Here is a 20,496-nt window from a genome sequence, read left to right as displayed (position 1 = left end):
GCAGTAGCCTGAGAAACACACACGTACGGGAGATGACGATGACAGCACGTTATTGGCAAAGCAGCCTTTGTGGCGTTGCATCGCTCGCGATAGTGGCCTTGGTCGGCTGTGTCAGCACGACACCAGATGACGGTGTGTACCAGTTTGAGAATGACAGCCTGCGGGTGAGCGTCCATCGCGATCAGCCGGTGTGGGACGTGCTGGACAAACGCAGCGGCCGGCTATGGCAGCAGGCGGCGGCTAAGGGCCACGAGACTTGGCAGGTGCCCATCGCGCGTCGCAGTGCCGAGCTGCACTTGGACGCCGATCTGGCCGAATGGTCTGGCGTGGGCATAGCGGTAGAGAATGGCCAAGACGGAGCGCCAGGCACCGGCCGTTTTCACCTCGCCTGGGATGACGAAGGACTCTGGGTCGCGGCAGAGGTGGTGGACGAGAAGGTTACCGGCCTGGTTGATGGCGTGCCCCAGTGGCATGTGGACGGCATTGAACTATGGATCGGCCGTGAGCAGTGGGGGCTTATTCCCAATGGCGATGAACTGGTGATTTCCTGCTGGACCAACCCGGCCATGGCCCAGGGCTGCCGCGGTGCGGCCAAAATTGGTGGCCGTGGTTGGCAGATGGAATTGCTGGTGCCCTGGTCGGTCATCAAGGCCTTTGATGCCAAGGCCGCCGCTGGCCGGAAATTCCTTTTGGCTTTCGGCATTAACAATGCTGACGGCGGACCCAAGCGGCAGAGCCAGTATTTTTTCCCGCCGGGCTATAAGCATAAGCAGTTCATGACCCACGCAATGGCGGAGCTAAAGGGCGAAACGGCCGTCGCGGCGCCTTCTCTGGCTGAAGGGCGGATTGATGGCCCGCAGCTGCGCGGCATTACGCCGCTGCCGAAACCGGCGCTGGGCGTCGAAATCGCGTTGGATTATCCGCGTGAACTCGGCGATTACATGCCACTGACCGCGAAATTGTGGTTGCTGCCGGGTGCTGGCGACCTGGCCTTTGAGCTCAGCGGCGATGCTGATTTGAGTTTCAAGGAACTGGCCTATCCGGCGCCGATAGTCCTGGAAGAACTCACGGGGCGGCTGGTGATTCCGCAGATGGCCGGACTGCTGTTTGGCGTCGATGAACTTGAGTGGGATGGTCGGGCTATTGGCGGCAATTTGTCCATGCCGTGGTATGGCCAAACGGATTTGGCGCGCGGCGATGGCGTCATTACGATCATTCAGACGGCCGATGATTGCTGGGGGCGTGGCCTGTTCCGGGGCGTGAAGGTGGGCAGCACCAGCGGCGATCGCCTGTCGGTACAGCCGGTGTGGGAGCCACAAAAGGGCCGTTTCGGTTACACGCGGCGCCTGCTGTTCCATTTTGCGGCTGAGGGATCCTATACGGCCTTGGCCAAGCGTTATCGCGCCTACGTGAAGGAGACGGGACTGCTGAAGACCTTGACTGAGAAGCGCCGTGAACGGCCGAATATCGACAAGTTGGTGGGCGCGGTGAATATCTATGGCAGCCACTGGGCGAACATCGAGGAGCTGCATCGGCGCGGAGTTGAACGCGCGCTGGTGTCGGGAATGTACGATAAAGCCCCGCAGATGCGCGACTGGGGCTATTTGCCGGGCCGCTACGACATCTACACCGATCTCTATGATCCGCAGATACCGCCAGGCAAGTGGGAGCGCTGTGAGGGCTTTTCTTTTCCGGACGACGTGGTCAAGAAGGCAGACGGGTCAAACCAGGCCGGCTGGTGTCCCTGGACGGACCCCCAGACGGGCGAGAAGCACCCCAGTTACGTTATTTGCTGGACGCGGGGGTTGGACGTGTTGAAGGAGAAAATGCCGAAGCGGCTGGCGCAGACGCCCTACGGGTCGTATTTCCTGGATTGCGTGACGTCGGTGGCCCTCTATGAATGCTACGATCCGCGGCATCCGCTGACTCGCACGCAGGACCGCGAAGCGCGGGTGGCACAGATGGGGTATTTGAGCGATGAGCTCGGGCTGATCGTTGGTTCGGAGAGCGGTCGCGACTATGCGGCGCATGTCGCAGATTATTTTGAGGGCATCATGAGTTCGGCGTCGTTCTTTGCCAATTTCAAGGCGATACACGCCATACCCTTTGCGTCCTGCGAGCCGACGGAGCGCTACCTGGAATATGGCATCAATCCGGCGCGGCGGGTGCCCTTGTACCAGCTGGTCTATGGCGACTGCATGGAGACGACTTGGCGCTGGGGCGACAATACCCACCGCATGCCCAGTATCTGGTGGCAGAAGGAACTGGTGGAAATGATCCACGCCGGCATGCCGACTTTCGTGCTGTGGGATGTACAGCAAGATCTGTTCTGGGGCAACGTCGATCGCTTTGTGGACACCTACAATCGCGTGTGCCGCTGGCGACGCGCGGTCGGCTACTCGGAAATGCTGCAGCATGAGCGCCTCAGCGACGACGGTCTGGTGCAGCGCAGTAGTTTTGCCAACGGCGCGGCCATCACGGTGAATTTTGCGCCTGAGAGCCGCGTGGTCGATAGCGTGACCATGCCGCGTTATTCCTACCTGCTGACCGGCGATCCGGAGATACTGGCCGGTTTGCCGGTGGGCGTGCCGGTGCAACAGGACGACAGCTGGACTCCCAAGCCCTTCGTCATGCCGGCAGGGGCGGATTTTGAGACCAAGCCGCTGCGCTGGCGCGCTGGCGAGGGTAGCGACCTGGAGCTGCAGGGCGACGTCGTTCACGGCGGCGCGGCGGCGGCGAAGCTGTTGGGCAAAAACGTGGCGGGCTGGACCTACGCGTCGGGGCCGCTCGTGCCGCTAAAAACGGGCAGGCGCTATCTCATGCGTGGCTGGGTGCGGGTGGACGCGGTGGATCCGGCTGATGCCGCGCCCGGCTTCAAATGTGGCCTGTCTCGTGACGGCAAGTGGTTCCACAATGAATACACCAGTCGTTACGACTTGAGCAAAAAGGGCACCTGGCAGCTGCTGGAGGGTCGCTTCACGGTGCCTGAAGGCGAGGTCACCGGGTCTCTCGCCCTGGAAAAGCGCATGCGCGTGCCGGTATCCATCACACTCTATTTTGACGACATGGAGCTCATTGAGCTTGATGACGCCGCCAAGGACTGACGGCGCCTGACGCTTGCCGGTGGCGACCGAAATGTGGCAGGGCGACTATACCCAGGCACGCTGAAAGCGTGCGACATCGCAAACAAAAAAGTAGAGGTTCCATTGCCTCTTTGGCCCCAGTCAGCTGCGCCGACTGGGGCCAAAGAGGCCGAGGAACACGAGCGCAATAGGCGTTGTACCCAGGGCGGCGCTCCGCCTCCGGCGTCGCTTGCCCTGGGCTACGATGTCAGCGCCCCTCCAGGGCGCTTGCCGCTTCGCGGCCAGGGAAATGTTGGTCGGCGACATAGGCGTTGTACCCAGGGCGGCGCTCCGCCTCCGGCGTCGCTTGCCCTGGGCTACGATGTCAGCGCCCCTCCAGGGCGCTTGCCGCTTCGCGGCCAGGGAAATGTTGGTCGGCGACATAGGTGTTGTACCCGGGGCGGCGCTCCGCCTTCGGCGTCGCTTGCCCTGGGCTACGATGTCACGCGCCCCTCCAGGGCGCTTGCGGCTTCGCGGCCAGGGAAATGTTGGTCGGCGACATAGGCGTTGTACCCAGGGCGGCGCTCCGCCTTCGGCGTCGCTTGCCCTGGGCTACGATGTCAGCGCCCCTCCAGGGCGCTTGCCGCTTCGCGGCCAGGGAAATGTTGGTCGGCGACAAGGTATGACGTGAAAGAGCGTTTACACTGCAATGTGTAAACGTAAGTTATGAACGGTGACTTAAGAACATGGAGTGGTGTATGAGAGCTTGGACATGGGTGTGGCTGGTGGCAATGGCGGCCTTGACGACGCGCGGCGACGACAGCATCTGGCGTTACACGGTTGAATGCCTCGGCGACGCGGAAAAGGCGCAGTTAATCAAGCCCGGAGCCGAGGGCAGCGCCGCCGCCATGGCGCTGCATTACAACGAAGGCCCCTGGTCGCGTTTCAACTGGCCGATGTTCCGGCCCGTGAAGGGCAACACTGTCCTGCGTCTGCAGCTCCGCCGCGAGGGCGTGCTGCCCCAGGCCGCATTCATGCGGCTGCTGACCAGGGACGGCGGCGAGTGGTCGTTGAAAAAGGCCATTACGCTGACGGAGAACTGGCTGGCGGTCGAGCTGACGCCCGAAGAGTTCCAGCTCTATCGCGGGGCCGATCCAGAAAAGGTTCGCGCACTTTCATTTGACCAGGTGATCCAGTGCCATGTTCTCCCGGCGTCCAGCCGTGACGGCGCTGGTGTCCTCGTGGTCGATTCGCTGGCTTTTGTGCCCAACGGGCCAGTATATAATCACGACGAGGACGAATGGCGGCGCCCGCCGGAGGCGGTGGCGGTGGAATACGCGCGGCTGCAGGATGTACGCGAGCGCTATCAACTGGAGTTGGCGCAGCTGGCTGGCAGTCGTGAGCACGTTCTGGCCTGGACGCAGGAACTGCAGGCCATTCGCGAACTGTGGGCGCGGGATCCCGCTGTTGCCCAGGCGCGGCTGGCGACGCCGACGGCGCCGTGGAAACAGCGGCCGTCAGCGGTCGAGCCCCCAGCGTCGCCGCTTCCGGCCATGACCGATGAGGCATTTCGCGCGCGCATTGCCGCACTCGATGGTCGGCCGCGGACGCTGGTGAACGACTTTCGCACGGCCGCGCGCGTGTCGAACCACGTGTTGTATCAGGCGCCACCGCAGGCCGCGCCCGAGCGCCTTGAGGAGAATGGCGAGTTCTTTGTGCGGCAGCAGGTCGTTTTTACGGGCGAGAACAGCCCGCAGACGGTGTTTCTGGGTATGGACGTGCCGGTTGGCGAGGACGGTGGCCGCTATCTTGATGTGAGCGGCCGCGCGATCGTTATGAAGATCCGTTGTCCGGCGCGAGTTTTGCATGAGCAACGGCCTTTTCTCCTGCGCTTGTGCAGTGAGCATCCCGAAGGGTTGGAGGCTTTTTTGGACTTGCGGCCGGAGCCCATGCCGGGCAAGGACTGGACGGAGTGCCGTTTTGATGTCACCATGCCTTTTCGGGGTGTGCGCTTCGATCCGCGCAAAGTCACGCGCATGGAATTGCGCGTGGAAAATGTCCCCGGCGAAGCCGATACTTTTGCGTTGGACGCCGGCGCAATTTATCTGGCGTATCCTCCGGCGTTGGCTTCGGTGCGGGATGAATTTCTGGCAGCTTGCCAGCGGCAGCTGCTGCAGGCGCGCATGGCCTTGTTGGCTGCCCGCAATGAGCTGTTGCTACTAGAAGACAGCCTACACAGCTTGCCTGATTTGCGCGATCTGTACCTGCGCAGCTTCAGCCAGGAGTTGCGAACGAACGCCGTCGACGCGGTACCGCTGGCGGATGCCCTCTTGTCTTACGATGGTCCGGCCGTGGCGCCTTTCACTTTTCGGACGCGGACGGAGCTCGTCGCCGGCCAGCCAGAACTGGTTTTGTGTCTGAGTGCTGCCGTAGCGCGGCTCTGTGTGGAACTGCGCGACACGACTGGCAAGGTGCTGGTGGCGCGGGATTGGCGCGGCGGCGTTGATGCCTGGCAGGACCTGCGGCTGCCCGTCAATGTGCCTTTGTGGTCGCCGGGCAATCCGCAGCTTTTCCAGTTGCGCATGGTCGCTTATGCTGCCGATGGCGAGGTGCTGGCGGCTGATCGGCGCGAGGTCGGCTTGCGCGAGTCGGTGCTGTCTGCGTCGGGAGTGACGCCGGTGTTGCGGCAGGGCCTGGTGAGGCGGCGTCCCGACTGGTTTTTCCGTTACAACGGCCAGGCGGCTTTCCCGCGTACGGCGGCTTTTTCGTGGATGGAGGAGAGCCTGACGGCTTGTCCGGCGGCGACCGCGTCCTTGCTGGCGGATTTGTGGGTCGAGGGCGGCCGTTTCTACGGGTTGAAGCTCAGTGAGTCGTTTTGGACGCTGTTTGAGCGCGGGGGTTTTGCTCAGTTGGCCGCTTATGGCCCGTCCTACAAATCGCTAAAGAGCTGGGATGACATGCGGCTTTTTGGCGAGCAGCTGTCTTTCACCGTCGAGCGCATGGCGTCGCCGAGTTCCCATGCATCGCCCTTTGTGCTCCAGGTCGGTAATGAAGTCGAGCTGGACAGCTGGGGCGCGAGCATCAACGCGGCTTTTCCGGGCACGTCCTTCCAGCCGCTGGACTACGTGGCCGAGGCCTTGCGGCGTGAGCGGCTGGACAGTTCGCCGATCATGTACGTCCGCGCGGGGCATTTCAATACCGTGGTGCCTCTGCCGAACGAGGACATCTGCGGTATCAATCAGTACACCGGGCGCTACAGCGGCCGGCTGGACGAAGTGCATCGCGATCTGGCCGAATTGGCCGCCGAGGCGGCGCTGTTCAACAGGCCCGTGATGATCACCGAGTGGAATGGTCCGAAGTACTCTTGGGCGACGGGCGGCATCGGCGGCGTCACCACCCGCGGCGCGGCCTACTACCTCGAACGCTACTGGCGCGGCCTGGTGGAAACGCCCGGCGTGGCCGGTTCGGCTGAATTCACTCTGAATTGGGTGATCGCGCCCTTTGAGGACCTGACCAACCAGAGCCGCGAAGAGGCGTGGCTGAATCGGCCCCGGCATGCTGCCTTTGGCGGTGGTCACACCGCGGACCACGTACCGCTGTTGCATGCGGACAAGGTCGTTCCCGATGAATGCTACCGTTCCATGCAGGCTTTTCATGGGCCGCTCTATGTCATGGCGAAGACGCCGGGCGATATCCACATGGTGGCGGCGGTTGGCGGCGGCGAGCTGGTGACAGCGCTGGCCCCGCTGCGCGGCCTGGGCAAAGGCCTTGGCGTCGATGCCCGCAACGCAGCCTTGCTGGGGCCGGCTGAGTTGCCGCGTGATCGGCACTGCGTGGTCGTGTTGCCCGTGGGCAGCGGCGCAGCAGCGCTGCCGCCGGCATGGTCCGGCCTGCTGGCGCCCTTGGCGGCTGGCGCGGCTGAGCCGCTGATCCGCTCTGTGGTTCACCCCTATGCGCCGGATTTCCTCCTCTGCGTCGTGCAGGTGGAGGACGACGACGCGCTCGGGCGCGCCGTCCGCCGCCTTGGCCAAAGCGCTGCGGCGTTATTTGACCTGCGCGCGAAAGAGTCGCAGATGCGCCGGGCGGTGGCGTTGATTGACCGCAATCGCGAGCTGGTCTTTCAGCGCTATGTGCTGGAGCAGGCCGGCCGGGGCTTCTTCTTCACGGGCGACGATACCCGGACGGCGCTGCTGGCGGACGATTTTTACGACGACGCTGGCCAGCTGCTCCCCTGCTGGTCGGCGCTAGCCACCTTGTATCTTGATGCGCCCCGGGCATTGACGGCCGACGAGTGGTCGCTGGTCCAGCGTCTGCAGGCGGATGGCGTGACGCTGGTGATCTCGTCGGGCTGTTATCAAGCCAACGCGGCTTTGCAGACGGCCTACCCGGCGGAACTGGCGGTCGCAGGCGACTTCAGTCAGCCATTGTCTTTGCATACGAGCCTGCAGGGGCCGGCACATCTACGCGCCCTGGGCGGGGCCGATCTGGCCGTGGTCGGGCGCTACGCGCCGGCGATGCTGACGGATCCCGGCGTGGGCGTCCAGACGATACGCGCTGACGGCGCGACCGCGCTGGCGTGGAATGAGCAACAGCAGGCGGTGATTGTGCGCTGGCCAGGCGCGGACGCCGGTCGCGGCAGTGTCGTTTTACTGGGCTACCAGCTTGGCAATATCGCGCAGGTACATTGGCGGGTGACTCACAGTGGTCAGACGCACGGCATCTACGACCGCGATACGGCCTGTGGCCTGGAACGGGCGTCCTTGGCGGCGGTGAATGCCGGGCTGCCCGAGCAGCGCGCCAGCGAACTGCTGCCCGCTCTGCAGTTGCACGCGGTTCCGCAGAGTTTCCTGGTCGCGCCTGGCGAGGCCCCGCAGCTGCTGGTAACGGTGCGGGACGGCGCTGGCCGGCCGGTGCCGGGGGCGCAGGTCAATGCGCGCGTGCGCGTCCGCCTAGATGGCCGGAATGGCGCCAGCTCGGACTATGTCCGACTGCGCGCCGACGCCGACGGGAACTTCGCGGTGACCTGTGTGTCGGAAAACGCGGCTGGCGCCGCCGAGGCCGCTGCTGGTGTGAATCCTCTACGTTACAGTAGTGGCGACAGAGCGGCGAAAGTCTCTCGCGTTCTCAGCGTGCAATTGAAGGCCTGGGCGCCGGGCTATATACCTGCGGATAGCGCCTGCGCTTTTATCCTTGGCGAATGATGAAATCAATAGCACTCATAACTCTAGGAGGGTGACTATGGGGCATCCAGCAATACCCTGTTCGTTGGTTCCGGTCAACAAGGAAGACAAGGAGATACTACGCAATCTCCTGGAGAAGTACCTCTACGAATTTACGCAGTATGAGCAGCGGGCGGTGAACCGCCTGGGGCTCTTTGGGTATGACTACCTCGACAACTATTGGACGGAGTCGAATCGCTGGGCCTTCTTCATTCGCGCCGGCGATGAACTGGCGGGCTTCGCCATGGTCAATGATTTTCAGGAATCGCCGGTGGAAAAGACTGACTTTGCTCTCGCGGAGTTTTTCGTCATGTACAAATATCGCCGTCAGGGCATTGGTCACTGGGCGGCGACGGCGTTGTTCGACCGTTTTCCCGGCCTATGGCAGCTCAAATGCCATCCGCTCAATGTGCCGGCGTTGCATTTTTGGCAGACGGTGGTTTCTGAATACAGCGGCGGCGACGGCAAGCAGATTGAGGATCTGCCCGGTTCGGAATACCCCGACGGCTCCAGCGGCGTGGTCTTTGTTTTCCGCAGCCGCAAGGACGCCTGAGCCCGCACCTGATGGCACTTCTTGCAGGTAATCGGTCAGTAACCACCCCGGTGGGGAAAACACCGGGGACAATTTGCAGGAAACCCACGCCCGCCGCCGCCCAGCCATTCGATCTTGATTTCCGCCGACCTTTGCGGCAGCGGGTTTCATAGGAGCAATGCTCTTCACATAGCATGCGGCAATCGCCGGCCATGAGTTGATTGGTAACCATGCGCAAGATCATTCGCCGAGGTTTTGAGCACCTTCAGCGCTCAAATACCACCGGGATGACGGTATTCGGCGGGGCGGTCAAAAAGACCGCCGGGACAACAAAAATCAATGGCTGACCGATTACGCTGCCCAGGTGATTTATTTCTGCGGGTGCGTACCAGTTTCAGATGGCGTGCTATTTTTGTTTGTGCCCCATAATGGTATACTACTTCTGGCTACGCACATAACTAACCGCCTACACGGTGAATGCAGAGCATGACGACATGATATCCTTGACGCAGAAAACACAAAAGGCCTTTTTGGAAGCGCTGTTGCACGGCGACCGCCTGCTGAGTTCGCAGATTGCTACCGAACTTGCGGACAGCCCCGAGGCCATCAAAGCTCTTTATGAGGATGTGGTCAAGGAGTCGATGTACCGCATTGGCCAGCTGTGGGAGAACGGGGAAATCAGCGTGGCGTCAGAGCATGTCGCCTCGGCGATAGTTGAAGGCGTGCTCAATGAGCTTTATGCGCGGGTGGTCAGCGGCCAGCGTACAGAGCGGACGGTGGTGGCGGCTTGCGTTGAAGAGGAAAAACACCAGATCGGGATCAAGATGGTCGCTGACGTCTTTGAGATGCATGGCTGGAATGTGTATTTTCTCGGGGCGGATGTGCCTTGCGACGAGCTGATCCGTTTTATGCAGGGCGTAAAACCGGATGTGTTGGCTTTGTCTCTGAGCATCTATTTTCATCTGCCGATGTTGGAGAAGATGCTGGTGAAAATCCGCGATGTCTTCCCGGCCTTGCCGATATTGGTTGGCGGCCAGGCTTTTCGTTATGGCGGTCGCGAGGTGTTGTCGCAATATGCCGGTGTGGACTACGCCGGGAATTTGGCTGAGTTGGAAGAATGGCTGACACATAGAGGTGAGCATGGACAAGATCGACTTGGTGAGTAGTGCGCAGGCGTTGCCGCCGGTAAGCGCCGCCGCCGCCGATGAGTACAGCCGCAAAGCCGAGGTGTTGGCCAACGCAGTGAGTGCGGTTCTGCTGCAGCGTGCAGACATCGAAGCACTGGTTGGCAAGAACAATCTGGATATGATGAAGGACAACCACGCCAATCACGCGCGCTTCATCGCCTCGATTTTGCAGCGGCCGAATGCCGAAGTGTTGGTTGAGAGCGTACTGTGGGTGTTCCGCGCCTACCGCAGCCACGGTTTTGCGACGAACTATTGGGCGGCCCAGCTCAATACGTGGTTTCAGGTCCTGCCGCAGCAGCTTAGCGCGGCGTCGTGGGCGGAGATCCGCCCTTGGTACGAGTGGCTGCAGGTGAATATCCCCATTTTTGTGCTTTTGACTGACAAGAGCAAGGGGGGGCAATAATACGTGTCATCGCCCTGTTGCCAAGATTCCAGCGCGTTCCCTATCCGTGACTGGCAGGACGAAATCAGCGCGTTTCTATGCCCCAGCCATTCGCTGTGTTTGGCCTTGTTTGATCTTGAGGGCGCGCTGCAGTTTGCCAATCCGGCGATGCGTAGGCTGTTCAAGAGCGATCCGGTTCGCAGTTTCCTCAATCCGAGTTTTGCGGCTCTCTGTGAGCATCCCGTGATTGACGGCACGCTGGTTTATGATGGCTTTGTGACCATTGGCGACTACCTGTCCACCAATCCGTCGCTGCGTTCGAAGGTCTTTCGCAAGAATGGCCAGCTGTTGATCAGCTGCGATTATGACGCCGCGCAGCTTTTTGAGCTAAATCAGTCGCTTGCGGACCTCAATCAGCAGGTGAACAACCTGCAACGACAGCTGATCAAAGACAAAGCAACGTTGCAGGCGACACTGGCGCAACTCAACGAGGCCAATGCCCGGCTGGCGGAGCTCAATGCGACCAAAGATCGGTTTTTCTCCATCATTGCTCATGATTTGCGCAGCCCCTTCAATGCCATCGTGGGCTTCAGCAGCCTACTTGCGGAGCAGGTTCGCGATAAGGACTACGACGGCATTGGCGAATACGCCGAGATGATTGAAGAGTCGTCACAGCGGGCACTGGCCCTGCTGCATAATCTTCTGGAGTGGTCCCGCAGCCAGACCGGCCGCATCAAATTTGCGCCAACTGACATGAGTGTGAAGAAGCTGTTGGACGACTGCGTGGCGCTGGTGCAGGACGCTGCCCGCCAGAAGAACATCGCTGTTGTCGCCGACGTACCGGTGGATGGCAGGCTCTACGGCGATGAGGCCATGCTCGCGACCGTTCTGCGCAACCTCCTGACCAATGCCGTTAAATTTACTACTGCGGGCGGGCGGGTCTTGGCGACTGCCCGCGCCGATGAAGAGGGATGGACTATCGCGGTGCGGGATAATGGCGTGGGCATCAGTCCCGAGAATCAGGCGAAGCTCTTTCGCCTGGATCAATCCCTCAGCACCAGTGGCACCAACAACGAGCAGGGTACCGGCCTGGGCCTCATCCTCTGCAAGGAATTCGTGGACAAGCACGGCGGGCGCCTGTGGGTGGAAAGCACGCCCGGGCAGGGCAGCATCTTCTCCTTCTCCATCCCCGTCTCTGCGCGCTGAGCAGGTAAAATCAATCGGCTTTGCGGAGGGGGCAGGTGCTAGTCGTGTCCCTGGCAGTGTTGCTTCGGGGGGGGGGGGCAGTCTGACGGGGGGCGTTCAACATGATGATTTGGCGCGTTTTCTTGCGTGTCGGCGTGATGCGGGTACTGTAATCTATGGCCGATTCACTGGACAAAAAACAGCTGGCCTGCTGGGAGCATTGTCAATAAAGAATGTTATTCAGGCGTTAGTGGACTGAGCTGGACTGGAAGGGAAGTTGGGAATAGAGGGTTGGTAGTCTTTTGTTGATTGCCAGTCAAAGCCGGATTTGAGGCGATGGCTGGTGCAAGTTAGCCGGTTATGGAATGGCAAGACTGAATTGAGCGACGAGAGTGGCATGGCAATGAGGATGGTGGATATGAGAAAAATTGGGCTGTTGTCGATGGCAGGCATTCTGGTGCTAATGGGGGCCTGTGCGCACTTGCCTAGTGATCCGCTCAAACCCCAGACGCCCGAAGACATTGAGGCCGTCGCCAAGGCCAATGAACAGCGCGAATTTCGCGCCGTCATCCGGCGGCGCTTGGACACGGCCCACAAACAGCTGGAGCGCGGCGAAATCGACGCCGCCGAAGCCAGCATTCAGCCGCTGCTGAAATTGGATTTGTTCCAGGACGAAGTGGGGTATTTGCAGGAGAGTATTGCGCAGGCACGCGCCATGAAGCCCCTGGCGGCCGAGCAGAATCTCAGCCAGGGCACCATGCTGCAGGAGATTCAGCAGGCGGGGGTGCTGCCTGCCAACTACGGCAAAACGGTGGTGATTGATTCAAGCCTGGAGCCAATAGAACTGCCGCCGGGACCGATGGAAGAGCTGGTGAACCGCAAGGTGACGATCAACCTGACTAACGCCGGCGTCGCCGAGCTGGTGCAAGCGCTTAACGCCGAAGGGCTCAATGTCATTGCCGATGAAGCGCTGCAGGAGGAGAAGACCCTCACCATCAGCGTCAGCGAAGTCCCGCTCAAGGAGCTGTTTGGGTACATTGCCCGGAACATGGGCATAGCCTTCAACCTCGGTGAAAATCTCATTTGGGTCACCCGCAGTCTTGAAGTCAGCGAGGGACCGCAGCTGGAGACGCGCATTATCCGCCTGCCGCAGGGGGCCTTGCCCGTTGTTCCGCAGGGGGGAGAAGAAGTTGACAATGACTTGGAAGATGTGTTGACGGCCCTTTTAGTCAACAGTCCAGTTGGGGCTAGTTTCCGGATTTTCCGCAACCGAAATGTGTTGGTGGTCAAGGATTCGCGGGAAAATTTGCGTCTGGTAGAAGAACTCGTGCGCGAATTTGACAAGCCGCCCTACCAAGTGGTGATTGAGGCGCGTTTTATTTCCATTGGCCAAAATGACTTGAGCGATCTGGGGGTGGAGATCAAGCAAAGCAACGTCATTGCCGGACTGGATCCTGAAGATCCAGAGGGAGTCAAAGTGACAAATTTGCTGACGGAGTTAGGAGCGATACAGTCAGGGGCTGATACAGGGGTAGGCCTGATGAACCTGAGTGGCGTGATTGCCGACCGCACCTTTGACGTCCTGGTTAGTGCGATTGAGAACAAGGCTTCGGCGGTTACCTTGAGCGCGCCACGGGTGACGGTGATGAATAACCGCACGGCGCGTTTCCGTATGGGGGACAATATCTACTACTTTGAAGAATACGATGTGCAAACAGTATCGCTGGGCACATCAAGTGGCGATTCAAATCAAACCCAGACTTTGGTGCCAACGGGAACGCCGGTGCAGTTACCCCTTGGTATAACCTTTGATGTACGAGTCAACGTCGGCAATGATGGTCGTACTGTGCTGTTGGGCTTAAAGCCGGAAATTAAAGATTTTCTGGGCTGGGAATCATATGCCAGTTCTGGTGGGGATGGTGGAGGCGTGACGGCAGTGAAATTGCCGCGCACCAAAGAAAAAATGATTTCGACCACAGTTGGAGTGGCCAGCGGCCAAACGGTTATTCTTGGTGGTATGATGGAACGCATTAAGAGCGTAAAAGTTACTAAAATTCCGTTGCTTGGTGACATTCCTTACTTAGGGGTTCTCTTCCGGCATACGGCTGAGACGGACACGCCACTCAATCTGCTGATATTTGTTACCGCCAACGTGATCAATGACCGCGGCGAATACGTCGAAGTGACGCCGGCCGCTGCCCAGTAAGAGTACTATGCGAATCACACGTCACACAACAGGCATTGGACTGGACATCGGCCAGACGACGGTAAAAGCACTGCGGCTTGACCGCCGCGGCAAGGGTATCGTCTTGTCGGGCCATGCGCTGCTGGACATCAAGGAAGAGGGCCTGCTGGACGAGTCCGAACTGAATGCCAGCATTGCGCCATGGCTGCAGGAAAAGATTAATTGTCAGAAGCAGCCGCTTTGCGTGTCACTGCCGCAGTACCTGGCCACGACGCAGATCAGCGATTTCACCGCCGGGGTCAAGGCTGACGAGCTGGCCAAGATGGTCCGCTACGAGACGCTGCATCTGGCGGGGCTGTCGGAAGCCACTTTCATCTACGACTATCAGCCCATGCCGGCGGTTTTTGGACGGAACAATCCCGTACTGATCGGCATTTGCCGTGAGACGACCGTCGATGAATTCGCCGAACGCTATGCTGGTATGGGTCTGCGGTTGGACGACATGGCCATGTCCGGCATGGCAGCGGTCAATGCCCTGTTTCACTTGCGGCCGGAAGAGGCCAGTGCCCAGGCGCCGCGATTGGTGATCGACATTGGTCACGAAAATTCGACGGTGGTGGTGCTCGCCGGTGGCGAGGTGCTTTATGTGGGCAGTCTGATGTTCGGTTCACTGCGCTTCACGCAAGTGCTGGCCCACGCGCTGGGCTGTACGGAGGCGGAAGCAGATGTCAGGAAAAAAAGTCTGACGCTGGACGATGTTAACGACGAGCAGTCCCTGCTGCTGGCGATGCGCCAGCTCGAAGCCGAGTTGCGTACAGCCATCGACCACTGGCGGGGTGGCGAGCATAGCGAGCTCAAGGATGCCCTGATTGAGCGCATCTGGCTCTGCGGTGGCGGCGCGCAGCTGCCGGGGCTGGCGCGGCATCTGGCGCGGACCTATGGTTGCGAGGTGGCCCTTTTCGGGCCGGAAATCAATGGCCAGATTGCTCCGACCTACGCTGTCGCCTATGGCCTGGCTCTGCAGGGCCTTGGCGAGGTGCGCTTCCATTTGTCGCTGATTCCCAAACTATTGCGCTGGCAGAAGGAGCGCATCCTGCGTTTTCCCTATCTGGCGGCGGCGGCGGCGCTGTTCTTCCTGCTGGTGTATGGGGTGATGGCGTCCTTTCATGTTCATTGGTCTCAAGGGCAGCGGCGCCTTGAGGAGCAGCTGCGGGAGCTGAAACAATGTAGTTCGGTGGTACCCAAGCTTGATGCGGTGCAAGATCAGATCGCCTCATATCAGAAAATGCTGTTGCCCATCGTGGAATACGGTGGGCGTCCCCACCGTTTTGTTGAGAGTATGGAAAAACTGAGCGAGGCCTTTCCCGATGGCGTGTGGAGCGTCTATCTGGCCGATGAATTCAGTCATCGTGCCAATGCGGCGGTTAAGGATGATAAGGGCAAAGGCGGCCCGTCGCTGGGGCCACCTGCCGCTGCCGCTATGGCGGGTTCTGGTGCAATGTTTGGGGGGGCGACGCCTGCAAAAGACGGCAAAGCTAACGCAGGGCTTGGCTATACCAACGTGAGCACCATGCCATTGCTGACATACATGGTCCTGGGCGGTTTTACGCCGATTGTTGAAAATAAACGCTTCGAGGCCGTCCTTGCTATTCAGAATAATCTCAATGACCCAAAAGCCGTCGGCACTTCGGAAACAGATACGAAGGGGCCAGAAAACTACTTCACCGGCGTCGACTGGCTTGATGAAAGCAGCGAGTGGACCGGCCGGGAATTGGAAGTCATCGAGCCATGGGCAAAATTCCTCCAGGGCTTCCAGGTCAATACGAATCCGAAACGTCCGGCTCTTGATGAATACACGCAGTTCTTTTTGAAATTACCTTTTGCCAAGAAGCCGATTACTCTACCGGAGCCACCGCCGCCAAAAGCCAAAGGCAGCAAAAAAGGATGATGGGCCGGTGCTGCCGCGACGGCGCTAAGCAGTAGGGGGATATAGATGTCACGACAACGAGCTGGAATGAAATGAGTATGAAATTGGAAGATAAATTTCATGAACTGCCTGAGCAGCACCGGGCATTGCTGGTGGTGATGTTTCTGCTGGTGGTTGCCGGGGTGTTGTACGGCATGTTTTTTCTCCGCCCGCAATGGAAAGCGTTCTCGGAACTGGTCAGTGAGCATGCGTCGGTGGACAAGAAACTCAGCGACTCGTCCTGGCCGAAAGACTCTGCGCGGCTCAATTCACTGCTGCAAAGCTATCAGCAAAAGCTCGTCGGGATGAAAAAGAGCGTTAAGGATGGTGATGCGGCCGTTCCCAGCCTTTTTGCGGCTGACACCCGTGACTTGGGGCTGCAGGACAAGGCCGAGTTGGTGATGAAACACGCTACGAGCATGTTTGACCAGAATATTATAAACGCCTATGGCGACGCCACCAATTTTGTGACCAAGGCCTCGCAGACGGAGTACAAGGATCTCTATGACCGTACAGATTCCATGTTGCAGGGCATGAGGGTCGTATTGGAACCGTCGATCTTTGGCATGGACGAGTCCACTGCCGAACCCGAAAAGTATCAGATGATCTTGAAATTGTGGACTGTGCAAGAAGTGGTTCGCCGTGCTCGTGATAATAACCTACGGGTTGCCAACGACCCATCGCTGACGCGGGCTGGGCTGGGCCGGCCATCCAAAATAAGCGTGTTGCCGATGATTTCCTATAGTCTTGATCCGCAGGACAAGGAACCGTATCTGCTGGAATTTCCAGTGCGGCTGCAAGTGGAAGGGACGATGGACAACTTCATCAAATTTGTTCAGTCGCTGCAAACCGAGGAGTGTTTTTTGCCGATGAAGCAGATGGAGCTGCTGGCAGAACAGCCGCAGCCGGCGTTGCAGATACTGGTTGATCCCGATGGTACAGTGAACCGGGTGTTCAAGACTCCCCGAGGTGAGGTCAAGCGGCCGACGGGTGAAAATGGCCTGCTGGAATTACGCAACATCACGGCCGTGGTCGTCTGCTCGTCATTTTTCCGGCCGACGCCAGGCACACCGGTGCGCAGCAGCCGTAGGCAAGTTATTGAACCGAAACCAGCGGGAATATAAGCAGCAGAAGTGGGAACTAGTTCATGAAGAATGTAGTAGAAAAGCTCAAGCAGGAATGGGAGCGCGCCATCTTGATGGCTATTGCGCTACTGGTGCTGCTGGTGCTGCTGTTCGCCGCGTATAATACGCTGAAGGACAATGGTGGTTCCACCGGTCAGGGCAGCAGCTTGCCGGCACTGCCCAATTATTTCGACACCAGCACCTTCTCCTTCGTCAAGCCGGTGAAGGACTTGCCGCCGGGCGTAAATCCGATGGTGTTTCGCAGGCAGCTGACCATACCCAAGGCTCCCGAGACACCCAAACAGGGTGGTGGGACGCCGCCCAAACAGGGTGGTACTGCGGTTGCCCAGCCGCCCAAGCAGGGTGACAAGCCGTCGGTGCCGGACAAGAAGGAGCCGCCGTGGGTGATCACCGTCAAGTACCGTGGGTTGTACAAGGGCATCACGGGCAAAGAGATGGCCTTTATTGACGCGAAGAACAGCAAGGGGAACAAGCAGGCCCAGAGCGTCGGGCGGAAATTTTATCTACCGGCGAATGGTCGTGTTTTCAATGCGATGACCGTGCGTTCGTTTGATGCGCAGCGGGTTGTTTTGAGCTACGGCAAGGGCAAGGAAGTCGCGTTGGAGCTAGGCAAGGAAAAGAAAGTGACGATCGATGAGTGAGACGCTTAATCCCTTGGCGGCCGGCGGCGATGTTCTTGGCATTTTGTTGGCGCAGCGGGTGATCAATGACGAGCAGGCCGACCAGGTTCGGCGGCGTATGCGTCGCGAGCAGGCGCCCGCGCATCAGGCCATCCTGGATTTGGGTTTTGCCAGTCAGGAGCTGGTCTACCGGGCTCTGAGCCAGGTTACTGGCGTGCCTTTTTTGATATTGGGTGAAATTGAAATCAGCGAGACCGCCACGCAGAAGGTGTCGCCCAAGGTCGCCTTGCACTATCAGTTTGTGCCCATTACCCTGGAGCGTGGCACGATGAAGGCGGCTTTTGCCAACCCGCCCAATCTGCACGACCGGGAAAATTTGCGACTGTTGTTGGGTGTGCGTCTGGATCCGGTCTTGGCCACGCCCAATGAAATCAGCACGACCTTGAAGAAAATTTACGGCATTGGTGCCGGCAAGGTCATTCAGATCACTCAGGATCGCCGCACTCAGAACATCGAGGCGGTCGAGGGCACCTTTGATGACCGGGAAGAGCAGAATCTCGATACCGGGGCGCAGAGCGAGGATGCCAGCATCATCCAGCTGGTGAATGAGATCATTACCGAGGCCATTCGCCAGCACACGACGGATATTCACATTGAGCCCTTCCGTGGTAAAGTTCGTCTGCGTTACCGCATTGACGGCATGCTGCGGGAAATCCCGACGCCGCCGGGCATGGTTGCGTTGCACGACGCGATCGTGTCCCGTTTAAAGATCATGGCGCGGCTGAACATTGCCGAGAAGCGTCTGCCGCATGACGGCCGTATTCGGCTGATCCTTGGCGGTGAGACCTCTGATTTGCGCGTGTCCATCATGCCGACGCGTTTTGGCGAGACGATCTGTCTGCGGGTGTTGAACAGCAGCGCGATATTTCTTGACATGAGTGAGCTGGGCTTGAACAAGTTCCAGCTGACCATTCTCAAGCGGCTGGTGTCTCTGCCTCATGGCATTGTTTTGGTGACGGGGCCGACCGGCAGTGGTAAAACGACGACGCTGTATGCCGCGTTGGCCTTTGTGCGGGACAAGAATCCCGAGCGCAAGATCATCACGGTTGAGAACCCGGTTGAGTACGAGTTGCAGGGCACCAGCCAGATTCAGATGCACGCGGAAATCGGCCTGACCTTCGCCAGCGCTCTGCGCTCTATATTGCGGCACGACCCTGACATCATTCTGGTCGGTGAAATTCGTGACAACGAGACGGCCGACATCGCCATTCAGTCGGCGTTGACGGGGCACCTGGTTTTGTCGACCTTGCACACCAACGACTCGGTTGGCGCTGTCAACCGCCTGGTGAACATGGGTGTTGAGCCCTACTTGGTTGCGGCGTCCATGGTTGCAGCCTTGGCCCAGCGCCTGGTGCGCCGCATCTGCAAACACTGCAAGGTGGAAGACGAGAATATCAGCCGTCGCGAACGTGCCGAGATTGCCGACGTCCTCGGCATAGCCGCTGAAGATGTCAAAGCCTGGAAGGGCGCGGGCTGTCTGGAATGCGACCAGAGCGGATACCGCGGGCGGGTGGCTATTTATGAGATATTCCTGCTTGACGAGGAGATTCAGGACCTCGTATCGGCGGAAGCCGGCACCAGCGTCTTGCGCAAGACGGCCATTGAACATGGCATGCGGACCTTGCGGCAGGACGGCTGGGAAAAGGTCAGCCTGGGCCAGACGACCATTGAGGAAGTCCAGCGTATTACCAGCACCTTCCAGATCAGCTATGACCTGGGCGAGACGGAATAAGTCAAGCGGCCGGACTGTGCTGACACGTGTTTGCCCACCTCGGCAGTTTCTGCCTGGGGTGTGGTTGTGCTTGCGTTCCCAGACTGTGTTTTGGCGGTTCATGGAGGCCCGTTATGTATGAAATGAGCGGCCGACCGGAAACCGCCACAGCGCACACCCAGGCCATTGGCGCCGTGTCGGTTGTCATTCCCTGCTATAATGAAGCGCCGCGGCTCGAACGCTGGCGCGAACTGATCACGGCTAACGCGTTTCTGGATTGGGAGTGGATCTTCGTCAACGACGGTTCGCGGGACAACAGCCGCGAGGTGCTGGCGGCCATGGCGTGGGATCTTGAGCCTTGCGGCATGCGCATCGTCGACCTGCCGCGCAATTGCGGCAAAGGCGCGGCTGTCCGGGCGGGCTTTATGGCTGCCACCAGGCCCTGTGTTGGCTATGTCGATGCCGATTTGGCCGCGTCGCCGCTGGTCTTTCAGCTTTATCTCGACGATGCCGTGCGGCAAGGCCGCACACTACTGGTTGGCATTCGCCTGTTGACGGCCGACCGGCTCGTGCAACGCACGCTGTTCCGGCATATTCTCGGGCGCCTGTATCAGACGTTGTTCTCCTGCTTCCTGGGCAGCACGATTTACGACAGCCAGTGCGGTTTCAAGCTGCTGGCCACCGCCAAGGCCCGGGCCTTGGCCGCCGACATGCGCTGCGATGGCTTTGCCTTTGATGCCGAGCTGCTGCTGCTTGCCCAGCAGCACCATGACATGCATCTGCGGGAAGTCCCCATCGCCTGGAGCGAACGCGGCGGGAGTTCCGTGCGCCCGTGGTCGGCCTTCCGGATGCTCGTTGATCTGTGGCTGATCCGTCGCCGCCTCCTGCGGCACGGTTCGCAAGAGTGAGGCAATAAGAAAGCCGGTATTCGGTCAGCCATTGATATTGGATGCACGACATGCATCTCGCTGGCGCGGTGGGACGCGACGTGCCTCGCCAATGTGGCGCCCTCCAGGCGCAATACTAACGTGCTATCATACCCCGGGTTGCGGCGCCCTCCGGGCGCCTCACCCGGGGTTATGCATGGTGCGGCCCTCCGGGCCGAACTTGGCCGATCTGGCGACTTGCTTTGTCTGATCCGGGCTGAAAGCCACCTTCATTCGATGACTATCTTTCTGCGCCGTAGGCGCTTAACCATGCTTAACCCCAGGCTTTAGCCTGGGGACGCTGCCTGCCAACAGA

The 20,496-nt window shown here is 59.7% G+C and carries 12 protein-coding genes; all 12 read left to right on the top strand.

Annotation, left to right across the window (positions count from 1 at the left end; all coding sequences use genetic code 11):
• Positions 1 to 38: 38 nt before the first annotated feature.
• The 12 genes from J3R75_RS04050 to J3R75_RS03995 all read left to right on the top strand — a co-directional run bounded on the left by J3R75_RS04050 (position 39) and on the right by J3R75_RS03995 (position 20,162).
• Positions 39 to 3,104 carry a glycoside hydrolase gene (locus tag J3R75_RS04050; RefSeq protein WP_307260067.1) on the top strand — a complete coding sequence of 1,022 codons (3,066 nt, stop codon included), beginning with the start codon at positions 39 to 41 and terminating at the stop codon, positions 3,102 to 3,104.
• A gap of 716 nt (positions 3,105 to 3,820) precedes the next feature.
• On the top strand, positions 3,821 to 8,263 hold the full coding sequence (locus J3R75_RS04045) for an Ig-like domain-containing protein (protein WP_307260066.1): 4,443 nt from the start codon (positions 3,821 to 3,823) through the stop codon (positions 8,261 to 8,263).
• A 37-nt stretch (positions 8,264 to 8,300) separates the two neighbouring features.
• Positions 8,301 to 8,834, top strand: a complete 534-nt coding sequence (locus J3R75_RS04040; protein ID WP_307260065.1) for a GNAT family N-acetyltransferase — start codon at positions 8,301 to 8,303, stop codon at positions 8,832 to 8,834.
• A gap of 473 nt (positions 8,835 to 9,307) precedes the next feature.
• Positions 9,308 to 9,979: a cobalamin B12-binding domain-containing protein gene (locus J3R75_RS04035; protein WP_307260064.1), complete on the top strand. Its 672-nt coding sequence runs from the start codon at positions 9,308 to 9,310 to the stop codon at positions 9,977 to 9,979.
• Positions 9,954 to 10,403 (top strand): hypothetical protein, encoded by a 450-nt coding sequence (locus J3R75_RS04030; RefSeq protein WP_307260063.1) that lies wholly within the window; start codon positions 9,954 to 9,956, stop codon positions 10,401 to 10,403. The genes J3R75_RS04035 and J3R75_RS04030 overlap by 26 nt, the downstream gene beginning before the upstream one ends.
• Before the next feature lie 3 nt (positions 10,404 to 10,406).
• On the top strand, positions 10,407 to 11,588 hold the full coding sequence (locus tag J3R75_RS04025; protein ID WP_307260062.1) for an ATP-binding protein: 1,182 nt from the start codon (positions 10,407 to 10,409) through the stop codon (positions 11,586 to 11,588).
• Positions 11,589 to 11,985: 397 nt separating this feature from the next.
• The gene (locus J3R75_RS04020) at positions 11,986 to 13,773 is read left to right on the top strand and encodes a type II secretion system protein GspD (protein ID WP_307260061.1); all 1,788 of its coding nucleotides are present in this window, start codon (positions 11,986 to 11,988) and stop codon (positions 13,771 to 13,773) included.
• Between the two features lie 7 nt (positions 13,774 to 13,780).
• On the top strand, positions 13,781 to 15,700 hold the full coding sequence (gene pilM / locus J3R75_RS04015) for a pilus assembly protein PilM (RefSeq protein ID WP_307260060.1): 1,920 nt from the start codon (positions 13,781 to 13,783) through the stop codon (positions 15,698 to 15,700).
• A 77-nt stretch (positions 15,701 to 15,777) separates the two neighbouring features.
• Positions 15,778 to 16,842 (top strand): hypothetical protein, encoded by a 1,065-nt coding sequence (locus J3R75_RS04010; protein WP_307260059.1) that lies wholly within the window; start codon positions 15,778 to 15,780, stop codon positions 16,840 to 16,842.
• Between the two features lie 23 nt (positions 16,843 to 16,865).
• Positions 16,866 to 17,504, top strand: a complete 639-nt coding sequence (locus tag J3R75_RS04005; RefSeq protein WP_307260058.1) for a hypothetical protein — start codon at positions 16,866 to 16,868, stop codon at positions 17,502 to 17,504.
• Positions 17,497 to 19,275, top strand: coding sequence for a GspE/PulE family protein (locus J3R75_RS04000; RefSeq protein WP_307260057.1), 1,779 nt, complete (start codon positions 17,497 to 17,499; stop codon positions 19,273 to 19,275). The genes J3R75_RS04005 and J3R75_RS04000 overlap by 8 nt, the downstream gene beginning before the upstream one ends.
• A 113-nt stretch (positions 19,276 to 19,388) precedes the next feature.
• Entirely contained in the window at positions 19,389 to 20,162 is a 774-nt protein-coding gene (locus tag J3R75_RS03995; protein WP_307260056.1) for a glycosyltransferase, read from the top strand.
• The last annotated feature ends 334 nt before the right edge of the window (positions 20,163 to 20,496 follow it).

The sequence above is a fragment of the Oligosphaera ethanolica genome, from assembly GCF_030814695.1.
Lineage (GTDB): Bacteria > Verrucomicrobiota > Lentisphaeria > Oligosphaerales > Oligosphaeraceae > Oligosphaera > Oligosphaera ethanolica.
Note: the sequence above shows the minus strand (reverse complement) of the source record. Positions and strands in the feature narration are given on the sequence as shown.

Coding starts and splice junctions, on each gene's coding strand:
- J3R75_RS04010 (WP_307260059.1), top strand. CDS start 15,778: ATGAAATTGGAAGATAAATTTCATGAACTGCCTGAGCAGCACCGGGCA.
- J3R75_RS04040 (WP_307260065.1), top strand. CDS start 8,301: ATGGGGCATCCAGCAATACCCTGTTCGTTGGTTCCGGTCAACAAGGAA.
- J3R75_RS04050 (WP_307260067.1), top strand. CDS start 39: ATGACAGCACGTTATTGGCAAAGCAGCCTTTGTGGCGTTGCATCGCTC.
- J3R75_RS04035 (WP_307260064.1), top strand. CDS start 9,308: ATGATATCCTTGACGCAGAAAACACAAAAGGCCTTTTTGGAAGCGCTG.
- J3R75_RS03995 (WP_307260056.1), top strand. CDS start 19,389: ATGTATGAAATGAGCGGCCGACCGGAAACCGCCACAGCGCACACCCAG.
- J3R75_RS04030 (WP_307260063.1), top strand. CDS start 9,954: ATGGACAAGATCGACTTGGTGAGTAGTGCGCAGGCGTTGCCGCCGGTA.
- J3R75_RS04020 (WP_307260061.1), top strand. CDS start 11,986: ATGAGAAAAATTGGGCTGTTGTCGATGGCAGGCATTCTGGTGCTAATG.
- J3R75_RS04005 (WP_307260058.1), top strand. CDS start 16,866: ATGAAGAATGTAGTAGAAAAGCTCAAGCAGGAATGGGAGCGCGCCATC.
- J3R75_RS04000 (WP_307260057.1), top strand. CDS start 17,497: ATGAGTGAGACGCTTAATCCCTTGGCGGCCGGCGGCGATGTTCTTGGC.
- pilM (WP_307260060.1), top strand. CDS start 13,781: ATGCGAATCACACGTCACACAACAGGCATTGGACTGGACATCGGCCAG.
- J3R75_RS04045 (WP_307260066.1), top strand. CDS start 3,821: ATGAGAGCTTGGACATGGGTGTGGCTGGTGGCAATGGCGGCCTTGACG.